This window comes from Kribbella sp. NPDC004138, assembly GCF_053603655.1.
The window spans coordinates 88,540-101,179 of sequence record NZ_JBSGFZ010000014.1 but is presented as its reverse complement, the minus strand read 5'-3'; the positions used below and the strand labels follow the sequence as shown (position 1 = coordinate 101,179).

The following is a 12,640-nucleotide window of genomic DNA, read 5'->3' as shown; positions in this document are numbered from 1 at the left end:
GCATGAGCACGTACGAGAAACTCCTGCAGGAACAGATCCGGAACGAATTCACCGCCTCGCAGCAGTACGTGGCGGTCGCTGTCTGGTACGACGAGCAGGATCTGCCCCGGCTGGCCGCGCACTTCTACAAGCAGTCGCTGGAAGAGCGCAATCACGCGATGATGATGGTCCAGTACCTGCTGGACAAGGACGTCCGGCCGCAGATCCCGTCCGTCGGCGAGGTCGAGTCCGAGTTCAAGGACGCGCTCGCGCCGCTCGAGCTCGCGCTGGCGCAGGAGATCACCGTCACCAAGCAGATCGAGACGCTGGCGCGGACGGCGCGTGACGAGAGCGACTACATCGGTGAGCAGTTCATGCAGTGGTTCCTCAAGGAGCAGGTCGAGGAGGTGTCCACGATGAAGACGCTGGTGAACGTCGCCAAGCGGGCCGGCGACAACCTCTTCCACCTCGAGGACTTCCTGGCCCGCGAGGCCGTCGGCGACGCCGCCGCGGACCCGACCGCCCCGGCCACCGCCGGCGGCGCCGTCTGAGCTACCAGCTCCCGCCGCCTCCGCCGCCGCCACCGCCGCCGGACGAGCCGCCGCTGAAGCCGGACGAGCTTCCGCCGCCACCGCCCGAGCTCGATGGCGTCGGCGGCGGGTCGAAGCTGCTGGCGACGGAAGCGCCGACGGCCCCGGCCGTCCAGCCCGACGTGTAGTAGGACGGGCCGGAGTACCAGTACGGGTCCGCCGGGATCCGGCCCGCGGCGACCAGCTGCTCGCACACCTTCTGCCAGCGGTCGGCCAGGCCGAACGCGATCGCCCAGGGCAGGTACCTCGAGAAGATGTCCTCCCCCTCCTCGAAGCGCAGCTGGTCCGCCTCGGCGGTGGCCAGATACTTCCGGAAGCCGATCAGCTGGTCGGTCACCGCCCGGCCGGCCGGGTTCCGTTGCCCGCGGCCCCGGATCGCAATCCAGATGCCGATGGCAACGATCACCGCGAGCACCGGGACCGCCACCACGACGGCCCGGCCGAAACCGCCGGTCGCGGCGCTGGCGATGGTCCCGAAGATCCCGCCGCCGACGACCCAGATGCCGATCATCGCCATACACGCGCAGCCGAAGCCGTTCTTGAACGCCGAGCCGCCGCCGGCCCGCGGCATCCGCAGGTACCACTCGCGGGCCTTCACCTGGTCGCGGAGTGCCTTGATCATGGCGTTGTGCGCGTTCCGCATGGTGTTGTCGCCCACCGCGCCGCGGCGCAGCTGCACCTCCGTGCCGGGTTGCAGGCCCGGGAACAGGCCCAGCATCAGCGCCTGCTCGTGCGGAGCGGTCGCGGCCGCCGGGTTCAGCAGCACCGCCTTCTGCGAGTCGCCGTCGTTGTCGATCCGGACACCGCCGCGGACCGCCATGTCGATCAGCGTCGCGGCCGTCTCGGTGGTCGTCGCCTTCGCGTCGATCAGCAGGCCGCCCTCGGCGACCGGGATCCTCGGCGGCGCGAAGGCGACCGGGATCTGGTCCTCGCTCAGGTCGTCCTTGACCGGCTGCGCGGCGAGACCGTCGGGCGGGAACGTGCCCGGCGGCATCCCGGCGTACCGCTGGTCCTTGTTGCCGAGCTTGGCGTAGAGCGCGGCGAGCACGATCGCGGCCGCGGTCACGATGCCGGAGCCGACCAGCGACAGCCAGGACACCCCGTTGCGCTCGAGCCAGCTCGGCGGGTCGACCACGATCGGGGTGTCGTTCTGGACCGCGCCGGCGGGGATTCCGGCGACGATCGTCACTCCCTCGCCGCGGGCGAGCTTGCTCGCGCCGAAGACGCCCTGCTCGTCGCTGACCGTGCTCGTGCACTCCTCGGTCGAGCCGAACTGGCCCTGGAAGCACGACGTCTTCTGCACGCCGCCCGGAACGGTCACCTTGATGTCGACCTGGTTGATGTCGGCGCTCCAGGCCGTGCCGGTCGCGTCCCAGTACAGCTCGCTGTGGTCGTCGAAGTGCCGCAGCGCGCCGCGCACGTCGTGCTTGATCACATAGGTCGCCTGCGTGCCGGGAATCGTCTTGTCCGCGGATCCGATCCTGAGCTGCAGCTCCTGGTAGCGGCCATGGTTGCCGGTATAGGTGTCCTCGGTGAACTCGGACGGGGCACCGCTGGGTGACGACACCTTGATGTTCGAGACCCGGTACTCCTGGTCCTTCGACTTGTCGTCCTTGTACGGCTCGCGGATCACCAGGTCGCGGTAGATGCCGTGCCGGCCGCTGTCCGCGAAGCGGTAGTCGATCGTCTCGGTGACGTGCAGCACGCCGTCCGTGGACACCTGGTAGTCGATCGCGAAGTTCTCGATCTCGTCCCCGGCCTCCGCCGGGCCGGCGCTCGCCGGTACCGCGAAGCCGGCCAGTGCCAGGACCGCGAACAACAGGCCGACGACTACCCCGAGTGCCCTACGCATGCCCGTGACCCTACCGAGGAGCGGGGTCCGGGTGGCGGAGGCGGTCACGAATCCGGGACCTGATGGGCCTTGTGCGAAGTGACGGTTAGCGGAATCGTGGGTGGACCAGGAGGAACGTCATGGCTGACAAGACGAACACTTCCCAAGGCACCGGAGCCGCGCCCGCTGTGGACAGCCCGGCCGCCATCCGCAACGTGGTCCTGGTCGGCCCGTCGGGCGCCGGCAAGACCACCCTTGTCGAGGCCCTGCTGGTGGCCTCCGGAGTCCTGAACAGACCCGGCACCGTCCTGGACGGAACCACGGTGTGCGACTTCGACGACGCCGAGATCCGGCAGCAGCGCTCGGTGGGCCTGTCGCTGGCCTCGCTCCCGCACGCCGGTGTCAACGGCACGGTGAAGGTGAACCTGATCGACACGCCCGGGTACGCCGATTTCGTCGGCGAGCTGCGGGCCGGTCTGCGCGCCGCGGACTGTGCGCTGTTCGTGATCTCGGCGAGCGAGGGCGTCGACGAGCCGACCCGGACGGTCTGGCAGGAGTGCGACGAGGTCGGGATGCCGCGCGCCGTCGTGATCACCAAGCTCGACCACGCCCGGGCGAACTACCAGAACGCGCTCGGCACCGCCCAGGCCGCGTTCGGCGACAAGGTGCTGCCGCTGTACCTGCCCGCTGGTGACGGGCTGATCGGGCTGCTCTCCCAGACCTACTACGAGTACGCCGGCGGCAAGCGGTCGACCTCCGCGCCGGACCCGTCGTACGGCGACCAGATCGAGGAACTGCGCGGCTCGCTGATCGAGGGCATCATCGAGGAGTCCGAGGACGAGTCGCTGATGGACCGCTACCTCGGCGGCGAGGAGATCGACCAGAAGATCCTGGTCGAGGACCTCGAGCACGCGGTCGCGCGCGGCTCGTTCTTCCCGGTCGTCCCGGTCTGCAGCGCGTCCGGCGTCGGCACGCTGGAGCTGCTCGAGGTGATCACCAGCGGCTTCCCGTCGCCGCCCGAACACACGATCCCGGAGGTCTTCACGCCGCACGGCGTCGCCCGCCAAGGCGTCACCTGCGACCCCGCCGGTCCGCTGCTGGCCGAGGTGGTGAAGACGACGTCGGACCCGTACGTCGGGAGGGTCAGCCTGGTGCGGGTGTTCTCCGGCACCATCAGGCCCGACGCGACGGTTCACGTGTCGGGCCATTTCACGTCGTTCTTCGGCGCCCAGAACGGCCAGGAGGGCGCCCAGAAGGGTGCACAGAGCGGCGCGTCGCACGGGCACGAGGACCACGACGAGGACGAGCGGATCGGCACGCTGTCGTTCCCGCTCGGCAAGAACCAGCGGCCCGCGGGCGCGGTGGTCGCCGGGGACATGTGCGCGGTCGGCCGGCTGACCAGGGCGGAGACCGGTGACACGCTCTCCGACAAGGCGGATCCGCTGCTGCTCAAGCCGTGGACGATGCCGGAGCCGCTGTTGCCGATCGCCGTCCAGGCGCACGCGAAGACCGACGAGGACAAGCTCGGGGTCGGGTTGCAGCGGCTGGCCGCCGAGGACCCGACGCTGCGGATCGAGCAGAACCCGGAGACCCACCAGATCGTGCTGTGGTGCATGGGCGAGGCTCATGCCGACGTCGTCCTGGACGCCCTGGCGAACCGGTACGGCGTCACGGTGGACACCGTTGAGCTGCGCGTCCCGCTCCGGGAGACGTTCGGCGGGCCGGCGAAGGGGCACGGCCGGCACGTGAAGCAGTCCGGCGGCCACGGTCAGTACGCCGTCTGCGACATCGAGGTCGAGCCGATGCCGGAGGGCACCGGGTTCGAGTTCGTCGACAAGGTGGTCGGCGGCGCGGTGCCGCGGCAGTTCATCCCGAGCGTGGAGAAGGGCGTCCGGGCGCAGATGGAGAAGGGCGTCGCGGCCGGGTACCCGATGGTCGACATCCGCGTCACGCTGCTCGACGGCAAGGCGCACAGCGTCGACTCGTCGGACATGGCGTTCCAGATGGCCGGCAGCCTGGCGTTGCGGGAGGCGGCGGCCGCCTCCCGGGTGGCGATGCTCGAGCCCGTCGACCTGGTCTCGGTGCTGGTGCCGGACGACCTGGTGGGCGCCGTGATGAGCGACCTGTCCGGCCGGCGCGGGCGGCTGCTCGGCACCGACAAGATCGGCGAGAACAGGACGCTGGTGAAGGCCGAGGTGCCGCAGGTGGAGATCACCCGCTACACCATCGACCTCCGCTCGCTGTCCCACGGTTCGGCGTCGTTCACCAGGGAGTTCTCCCGCTACGAGGCGATGCCCGAGTCGGCGGCGGCGAAGCTGAAGAGTTAGCTGAGGCGGCGGCGTACGTCACGGGACTTGAGGTACGCCGCCACGTCGTCGTACCGCTCGCTCTGGTTGGCGAACTCGATGTACGAGCGCACGCGGTGCAGCCAGTCGAGGGTCGACGGCTTCACCGCGGTCAGCGCGTCGGCGAGGTGCGGCATCGCCAGCGGCGGCTCGCCACCGGTCGACAGCGCCTCGTCGATGACCTTGTCGACGCCGCGCTCGATCAGCGCGCGCAGGTCCGCGCCGCTGAACATCGCGGTCTGCCCGGCGAGCGCCTTCAGGTCGAGACCGTCGGCCGGCACGTCCTTGGTCAGCACGGAGAGGATGTCGGCGCGGGCCGGCTCGTCCGGCGGCGGCACGAAGATCACCCGGTCGAAGCGGCCGGGGCGGAGCATCGCCTCGTCCACGTCCCACGGCGCGTTGGTGGCGGCGAGCACGAGCAGGCCCTCGTTCTCCGAGCCGATCGCGTCGAGCTCCTGCAGCAGGACGTCGACCAGCCGGCGCGCCTCGGACCCGCCGTGCTTGTGGCGGGCGAACGCGAGCGCGTCCAGCTCGTCGAGGAACAGCACGCACGGCGCGTTGGCGCGGGCGCGCTCGAACGCGGCGTGCAGGTTGCGCTCGGACACGCCGAGGTACGGGTCCATCACGTCCTCGATGCGTACGTTGACGAACGGCAGTCCGCACTCCCCCGCGGTCGCCCGGGCCAGCAGCGTCTTGCCGCAGCCGGGCGGTCCGTAGAGCATGACGCCGCCGCCGGACTTCCGCCCGTACTTCTCGTACAGCTCGGGGCGGCTCAGCGGGAGGATCACCATCCGGTGGATGACCCGCTTGATCTCCTCCATCCCGCCCACCTGGTCGAAGGTGGTGGTCTCCTTCGGGGTGTCCAGGACCAGCGGGTCCTGCTCGTCCTCCGGGCCGACCTTGATCCGGACGCCGCTGCGCTCGGAGATCATGCCGTCGACGAGCTGCTGGAGCCGCCCGGTCCCCTCGACCACGCCCTGCTGCCGCGCCGCTTCGAGCAGGTTCCGCAGCAGGGCAAGCCGCCCGTTCGCCGCGGCCAGCTCACCGACCGGTACGAACTGGTCGTCCGGCAGGCCGTGCTGGTCCAGCAGGACGACGTACTGGTCGAGCGCCTCCTCGGTCTCGCCGGCCGCGACCAGCGACTCCGCGAGCACGAGCCGCAGCAGCACGTCGTCCGGGTTGCCGTCGACCGCCTTGCGCAGCGCGTCGATCCGGTCGTTACTCATGAACCCCACTTTCGGTTGAGCCAGCGGCGGACCAGTGGCGGGACCACCCAGGAGTAGACGCAGAAGCCCAGCCAGAACATGGCGAACGCGAAGGACAGCGGCGCGAGTCCGGCGATCCGCAGGCCGTAGATGACCGCGACCGCGGCGACCCAGACGACCAGCGGGTTGAACCGCGCGAACGGCCGCAGGGGCAGCATCAGCGGGTGGTTGAACATCTTCGCCTCGCGGGCGGCGGCGCGCAGGTCCGCGTCACCCGGCTGGGCCGCGGCCGCCGAGGCCAGCGAGCGGTACCCGGACCGCGAGTCGCCGGTGAGCATCGACGCCGTACCGTGCAGGGCCCGTGCGTTCGGGTCCTCGGGGTCGTGCGCCAGCGCCTCGGTGCTGTGCCGGTGCATGTCGCGGTCCTTGCCGAGCGCGAACGCCACCTGGGCGCGCGCGGCCGAGACCGCGACGCTCTCCGGCGCGTGCGACGCGGCCCGCTCGACCAGAGCGCTTGCCTTCTCGGCCTGTCCGGCCGCGAGGCAGACGTGCGCGTACCCGATCAGCAGGTCGGGATCGTTCGGGTCGAGGCTCAGGCCCTGCAGGAACGCTGCTTCCGCCTCGGGCAGGCGCCCCTCCGACCGCAGCGACGACCCGAGGACGTGCAGCATCGCCGGGAACGGCCCGTGCAGGGTGAGGCCGTCCCGCAGCACGTCGATCGCCTCGGCGTTCCGGTCGAGCGCATGCAGGGCCGCGCCGCGGAACAGGTATGCGCGGTAGTCGACCGCGGCGTCACCGGACAGTCCCTGCAGCTCGTCGAGCACCCGCTCGGGGCGGCCGATCTGCAGCCAGTGCGCCGCCATCCGCAGGCGGGCCTCACTCGGATCGTTCACAGCACCACCGTCACCAGGAGGAGGATCAAGGCCTCGGCGACCGCGCCGCCGATCGTCGCTGCGATCCCCACGCCCCACAGCGATCCGTAGTCCGCGCCGCGCAACTGGAACGCGCGGTCCATCGGCCGCTGCAGCCGGAGCTGGGCCAGGCAGCACAGGACGGCGACGACGCGGATGCTCACCCGGAGACCGGACGTGACGCCGCTGTCGCCGTACAGCAGGACGAAGACGCCGATCACGGCCAGCAGGCCGGCCAGGCCGGTGAGCAGGATCAGCCGGCGCTTGGCGGCGTCGACGCCGAGCCGGCCGGCGTTCAGGTAGGCCACCGCCGTGGACGCGAGCACGCCGCCGAAGAACGCGACGTACGTCTGGGACATCAGCCGCCACGGGCGCGCGGACATGTCCACGCCGGCACCGACAGTCGGGCGCAGGAGTTCGTCCGGCATCGGGCTCCTAGTACGACACAGATGGGCAGGGGTTCGGCTCGCGCAGTGTATAGCCTGTGCGGATGAGCGAGAACTGCATCTTCTGCGGGATCGTGGCCGGCGCCATCCCCTCCACGCAGGTCGCTGAGAACGACCGGGCGATCGCCTTCATGGACATCAACCCCGGGACGACCGGGCACCTGCTGGTGGTGCCGCGGGCGCACTCGGCCGATCTCCGCGAAGCCGCTCCCGAGGACCTCACCGGCGCGACCCTGCTCGCCCAGTCCCTGGTCGCCCGCGTGATCGACCGGCTCGACGCCGACGGAGCCAATCTGCTCAGCTGCATCGGCGCCGAGGCGTGGCAGTCGGTGTTCCACACCCACCTGCACGTGATCCCGCGCTACAAGGACGACCCCCTCCAGCTCCCCTGGCACCCGACGCCCGGGGACCTGGACGAGATCAACGCGACGGCCGCCAAGCTCGCCTAGGTCCTGGGTCTTACCGCCCGGCGAAGAACTCGCGAAGGTCCTGCAGCAGCAGGTCCGGCGCGTCCTGGGTGGCCCAGTGGCTGCCGCGGTCGAACTCGTGCCAGGACACGATGTTCGCGTGGTCCCGCTCGGCGAACCGGCGCAGCGGACGGAAGTCGAACGCGAAGCTGGCCAGCGCGGTCGGCGCGGTGGTCGGCTCCTTCGGGTGCTCGGCGTGCTTGTCCTCGTAGTAGAAGCGTGCCGACGACGCACCGGTGTTTGTCAGCCAGTAGATCGTCGCGTTGGTCAGGACATGCTCGTCGGAGCAGGAGCTGAGCAGCTGGGCGATCCACGAGAGCTGACCGGTCGGTGAATCCGCCAGCGCGTGCGCGATGTTCTGCGGCGCCTGCTCCTGCAGCTTCGCGTACGCGCCCAGGTTGTCGTTGAAGTACTGCAGGAACTGCAGGTAGCCCTGCTCCTCCTCGGTAAGGTTCTCCAGCTCCGCCGGGTCTCCACTCGGGAACGAGAACAGCTGCGTCACGTGCACGCCGATCACGTGCTCCGGATCGATCCGTCCGACCTCCGGGGACACGTAGGACCCGCCGTCGTTGCCGTGGGCGCCGTACCGCTCGTAGCCCAGCCGGCGCATCAACTCGGCCCAGGCGCCGGCCACGCGGTACCTGTTCCAGCCGCGGTCCTTGGTCGGGCCGGAGAAGCCGAAGCCGGGGACCGATGGGATGACCACATGGAACGCCTGCTCGCCGTTGCGCGGGTTGGTGAGCGGCTCGATCAGGTCGAAGTACTCGAGCGAGGTGTTCGGCCAGCCGTGCGTGAGGACCAGCGGGATCGCGTTCGGGTCCGCCGAGCGGACATGGAAGAAGTGCACGTTCTGCCCGTCGATCTCGGTGACGAACTGCGGGTACGAGTTCAGCCGCTCCTCCCACTTCCGCCAGTCGTACGACGTCAGCCACTGCTCGGTCAGGCGGCGCACGTAGGACAGCGGCACGCCGTACTCCCACTCGGGCGGCAGCGGCCCGGTCTGGACGGCGTCGGTGTAGTCGATGTCGAGCTCACTCGCCCACCGGGTGCGGGTCAGGCGGTCGCGCAGGTCGTCCAGGTCGGCCTGCGGAATGTCGATGCGGAAGGGCCGGATCTCGGTGTTGTTCGTCATGGCTCTCACGCTAGAAGTCCATTAGGCGAGTTATCTTCCTAATGGTCTGCCAGACTTCCGAGCATGATCGAGACCTCGGCACGGCTGCTGAAACTGCTCACATTGCTGCAGTCTCCGCGCGACTGGACGGGGGCCGAGCTGGCCGAGAAGTTGCAGGTCAGCCCTCGGACGGTGCGCAGCGACGTCGAGCGGCTGCGGTCCCTCGGCTACCCGGTCGACGCCACCCGCGGATCCGTCGGCGGGTACCGGCTGGGCGCCGGCGCCGCGTTGCCGCCGTTGCTGCTGGACGACGACGAGGCCGTGGCGGTGGTCATCGGCCTGCGGAAGGCGGCCGGCATCGCCGGTGTCGAGGAGATGTCGTTGCGGGCGCTGACCAAGCTCGAACAGGTCCTGCCCTCGCGGCTGCGGCGCCGGGTCAACACGCTCGCGAGTTTCACCGTGCAGGTGCCGCCGGACGAGCCCGGACCGCAGGTCGACCCCGAACTGCTGACGCAGCTGGCGGCGCTCTGCCGGGACCGTGAGCAGCTGCGCTTCGACTACCTGTCGCACTCCGGATCGCCGACCCTTCGGCGGACGGAGCCGCATCGGCTGGTCAACTGGGGCCGACGCTGGTACCTGGTCGCCTTCGACCTCGAGAGGCAGGACTGGCGGACGTTCAGGGTCGACCGGGTCCGTCCACGGATCCCGACCGGGCCGCGCTTCGGACCGCGCGAGCTGCCCGAGGGCGGCGACGTGGCGGCGTACGTGTCGCGTCGCGTGTCCGCGGCGGCGTGGCGCTACCGAGCGTCGGTGACGGTCGCAGTACCCGCTGCGGTCCTTGCCGAGCGGTTGACGCCTGCCGTCGGGACGATCGAGCCGATCGACGAGCGGAGCTGCCTGCTGCAGACGGGCTCTGACACGGTGCAGAGCCTCGCAGTACACCTGGCGCTGCTGGATGTGGATTTCGTGATTCAGGACGGTCCGCCGGAGTTGACGGCGTACCTCGACCGGCTGGCCGAGCGCTACCGGCGGGCGACCAGCTCGTAGACGGACAGCAGCTCGGGAAGCAGGACCGACCAGTCGTACTTCGCCACGGTGGCCAGCCCCAGCGCACGCAGTTGCTCGCGCTCCTCGGGTCTGCGCAGGAGACGGAGGGCGCGGGCCGCCAGCTCGCCGGAGTCGCCCGGCTCGAACAACTCCCCCAGGTGCCCGCCTTCCAGGACCTGCCGGAACGCGGGCAGGTCGCTCGCCAGCACCGGGGCGCCTGCCGCCATCGCCTCCAGCAGGACGATGCCGAAGCTCTCGCCGCCGAGATGCGGAGCGACGTACAGGTCCGAGCCGGCCAGCATGTCGGCGCGGGCCTCGTCGTCGATCGCGCCCAGGAACAGCACGTTCTCGCGATACCGCGGCGGCAGCGTCTCCTCGGCCTGTCCCGAGCCGGCGACGAGGATCTTCAGCCGCGGCCTCTCGGCGAGCAACGCGGGGACGGCGGCCAGCAGTACGCCGAGGCCCTTGCGCGGTTCGTCCAGCCGGCCGAGGAAGCTGATCGTGCCGTCCTCACCCATCCACTCCGGCCGCGGACTGCCCTTGAACCGGGCGGTGTACAGCCCGTTCGGGATCACCACGGCCTCACCGCCGATGTGCTGGACCATCATCGAGCGGGCGTTCTCGGACACCGCGATCCGGGCGTCGATCTTCTCCAGCGCCGGCCGCAGCAGGCCGGCCGCCACGCTCATCGCCCGGGACCGCACCTGCCAGGTGTGGAAGGTGGCGACGAACGGCCCGTCCGCGGACCACAGCGCGATGATCGACGCGCTCGGCGTGGTCGGCTCGTGGACGTGGACGACGTCGAAGTGCCCGTCGGCGAGCCAGCTCTTCACCCGCGCCGCCGTCCGCGGCCCGAACGTCACACGGGCCACCGACCCGTTGTACGGCACGCCGACGGCCCGGCCGGACGAGACGACGTACGGCGGGACCGCGTCCGCAGCGTCCACCGGGGCGAGGACCGACACCTCGTGGCCGAGCGCCAGCAGCGCCTCGGCCAGGTCGCGGACGTGGTTCTGCACCCCGCCGGGCGTGCCCAGCGAGTACGGACACACCACGCCGATCCTCACAGCAGGATTGTTACTCCTCCAGGAAAATCCTCTGCAGCATGTGCCAGTCCTGGGGGTGCTCCGCGATTCCCACGGCGAACGCGTCCGCACACCGTTGGGTCATCGCCGCCGCACCGCCATCGGGGTCGACGGCGTCGTGGAAGGTGATCACCAGGTCGCGGCCTTCGTAGTGCAGCGTCGCCGGGATCAGCGGCGCGCCCGTCTTCAAGCTCAGCGCGGCGGGTCCGACGGGCATCCGGGACGGGCGGCCGAAGAACGTGACCGGCACACCCCGCTCGGACAGGTCGCGGTCGGCGACCAGGCAGACGAATCCGCCGGCGCGGAGCCGGTCCGCGAGCACGCCGGTGACGTCCTCGTCACCACCCGTCAGCGGCAGGACCTCCATGCCCAGCTTCTTGCGGTAGGCGATGAAGCGGTCGAACAGCGACTCCGGCTGCAGCCGTTCGGCGACGGTCGACACCGGCATGCCGGTCAGCCCGGCCCACGCGCCGGCGTGGTCGTAGTTCGCCAGGTGCGGCAGCGCGCAGATCACCCCCTGCCCGGCGGCGTACGCGTCCCGCAGCACCTTCTCGTTGACCGTCCGCACGCTGCCGACGATCTCCTCGCGGGTCCACTCGGGCAGGCGGAACGCCTCCTGCCAGTAGCGCAGGTACGAGCGCAGGCCGGCGCGGGTGAGTTCGTCGAGCTCCGCCTCGGTGGCGTCCGGGCGGACCGCGGCCAGGTTGCCGCGCAACCGCCGTACGCCGCGGCCGTTGCGGCGGAACGTGCGGTCGGCGGCCTGCCGGAACAGCCAGGTGACGGTCCGCTCGGGCAGGTGCCGGACCAGGGTCCAAGCGAGCGCGAAAGCGAGGTCGACGACCCGCTGCCGACCGCTCTCCATCAGGCCTTGCTGTCCGGCGGGGGCGTGTCGAGTCCGGAGTTCGACGGGTCGGCCAGCACCTGCTTGCGCACGGACAGCGAGCGCTGGATGACGGTGATCGTGCTCGCCGCGGCGACGTACCAGATCACGATCTCGAGCAGGATCGGCAGGTCGAAGATGTCCGAGAAGAACGCCAGGACCAGCGTGAACACCAGCCGGTCGGCCCGCTCGGCGAGGCCGCCGCTCGCCTTCAGCCCGAGGCTCTCCGCCTTGGCCCGCGCGTACGACGTGACCGCGCCCATCACCAGCGCCCACAGCGTCACGGCCGCCATCAGGGTCGAGTCGCCGGCCCGCGAGTTCGCGTAGAACATCACCAGACCGCCGTACACGGCGCCGTCGGCGATCCGGTCCAGCGTCGAGTCGAGGAACGAGCCCCACTTCGACGACGTCCCCGACGTCCGGGCCATGTAGCCGTCGATCAGGTCCGAGAACACGAACGCCGTGATCACCAGGACGCCGATCCACAGCTGGCCGCGCGGAAAGAAGATCAGCGCTCCCGCGGACACACCGATGGTGCCCACCAGCGTGACCATGTCGGCGCTCACGCCGAGCTTGAGCAGGAGGGTGGCGATCGGCGTGATCACCTTGGTCCAGAACTGCCGGAATCTGTTAAGCATGGCGACGCGATCGTAGTTCACCGAGGTCACCGACAGGGCCTCGGCACGGGTTTCGGCCTGCGCGGCGTCCGTTGGCAGGGGATGCTGGAGGGTGAGGAGGTGGCC

At 70.5% G+C, this 12,640-nt stretch carries 12 protein-coding genes; 4 read left to right on the top strand and 8 right to left on the bottom strand.

Features of this window, described 5'->3' with window-relative positions:
* The first annotated feature begins 2 nt into the window (after nt 1-2).
* The gene (locus tag ACWEOO_RS20940; protein ID WP_363711104.1) at nt 3-530 is read left to right on the top strand and encodes a ferritin; all 528 of its coding nucleotides are present in this window, start codon (nt 3-5) and stop codon (nt 528-530) included.
* A gap of 1 nt (nt 531) precedes the next feature.
* Here ACWEOO_RS20940 and ACWEOO_RS20935 read toward each other — a convergent pair whose 3' ends face one another.
* The gene (locus ACWEOO_RS20935; protein WP_452144392.1) at nt 532-2,421 is read right to left on the bottom strand and encodes a DUF2207 domain-containing protein; all 1,890 of its coding nucleotides are present in this window, start codon (nt 2,419-2,421) and stop codon (nt 532-534) included.
* Between the two features lie 119 nt (nt 2,422-2,540).
* On the opposite strand from ACWEOO_RS20935, the gene ACWEOO_RS20930 reads away from it, so the two are divergent.
* Nucleotides 2,541-4,727 (top strand): elongation factor G-like protein EF-G2, encoded by a 2,187-nt coding sequence (locus tag ACWEOO_RS20930; RefSeq protein WP_452144391.1) that lies wholly within the window; start codon nt 2,541-2,543, stop codon nt 4,725-4,727.
* Here ACWEOO_RS20930 and ACWEOO_RS20925 read toward each other — a convergent pair.
* From ACWEOO_RS20925 to ACWEOO_RS20915, 3 genes are read right to left on the bottom strand one after another with little or no spacing between them, the layout of a single operon-like run.
* Complete coding sequence (locus tag ACWEOO_RS20925) at nt 4,724-5,971, bottom strand: tetratricopeptide repeat protein (RefSeq protein WP_452144390.1); 1,248 nt, start codon at nt 5,969-5,971, stop codon at nt 4,724-4,726. The two genes, ACWEOO_RS20930 and ACWEOO_RS20925, sit on opposite strands and share 4 nt — an antisense overlap.
* A complete protein-coding gene (locus tag ACWEOO_RS20920) occupies nt 5,968-6,843 on the bottom strand; it encodes a tetratricopeptide repeat protein (protein WP_359929085.1) in 876 nt (291 codons plus the stop codon). The genes ACWEOO_RS20925 and ACWEOO_RS20920 overlap by 4 nt, the downstream gene beginning before the upstream one ends.
* Nucleotides 6,840-7,289 carry a hypothetical protein gene (locus ACWEOO_RS20915; RefSeq protein WP_452144389.1) on the bottom strand — a complete coding sequence of 150 codons (450 nt, stop codon included), beginning with the start codon at nt 7,287-7,289 and terminating at the stop codon, nt 6,840-6,842. The genes ACWEOO_RS20920 and ACWEOO_RS20915 overlap by 4 nt, the downstream gene beginning before the upstream one ends.
* Nucleotides 7,290-7,351: 62 nt before the next feature.
* On the opposite strand from ACWEOO_RS20915, the gene ACWEOO_RS20910 reads away from it, so the two are divergent.
* Nucleotides 7,352-7,756 carry an HIT family protein gene (locus ACWEOO_RS20910; protein ID WP_452144388.1) on the top strand — a complete coding sequence of 135 codons (405 nt, stop codon included), beginning with the start codon at nt 7,352-7,354 and terminating at the stop codon, nt 7,754-7,756.
* 10 nt (nt 7,757-7,766) lie between these two features.
* Here the strand turns inward: ACWEOO_RS20910 and ACWEOO_RS20905 are convergent, their stop codons facing one another.
* Nucleotides 7,767-8,906: an epoxide hydrolase family protein gene (locus ACWEOO_RS20905; protein WP_359929090.1), complete on the bottom strand. Its 1,140-nt coding sequence runs from the start codon at nt 8,904-8,906 to the stop codon at nt 7,767-7,769.
* 63 nt (nt 8,907-8,969) lie between these two features.
* Here ACWEOO_RS20905 and ACWEOO_RS20900 point away from each other — a divergent pair, with 63 nt between their 5' ends.
* Nucleotides 8,970-9,932, top strand: coding sequence for a helix-turn-helix transcriptional regulator (locus ACWEOO_RS20900; RefSeq protein WP_452144387.1), 963 nt, complete (start codon nt 8,970-8,972; stop codon nt 9,930-9,932).
* Here ACWEOO_RS20900 and ACWEOO_RS20895 read toward each other — a convergent pair.
* The 3 genes from ACWEOO_RS20895 to pgsA are packed head-to-tail and all read right to left on the bottom strand — an operon-like array spanning nt 9,908 to nt 12,535.
* The gene (locus ACWEOO_RS20895) at nt 9,908-10,999 is read right to left on the bottom strand and encodes a glycosyltransferase family 4 protein (protein WP_452144386.1); all 1,092 of its coding nucleotides are present in this window, start codon (nt 10,997-10,999) and stop codon (nt 9,908-9,910) included. The two genes, ACWEOO_RS20900 and ACWEOO_RS20895, sit on opposite strands and share 25 nt — an antisense overlap.
* A gap of 10 nt (nt 11,000-11,009) precedes the next feature.
* Nucleotides 11,010-11,879, bottom strand: coding sequence for a phosphatidylinositol mannoside acyltransferase (locus ACWEOO_RS20890; protein WP_452144385.1), 870 nt, complete (start codon nt 11,877-11,879; stop codon nt 11,010-11,012).
* Nucleotides 11,879-12,535, bottom strand: coding sequence for a phosphatidylinositol phosphate synthase (gene pgsA, locus ACWEOO_RS20885; RefSeq protein WP_452144384.1), 657 nt, complete (start codon nt 12,533-12,535; stop codon nt 11,879-11,881). The genes ACWEOO_RS20890 and pgsA overlap by 1 nt, the downstream gene beginning before the upstream one ends.
* Nucleotides 12,536-12,640: the final 105 nt, after the last annotated feature.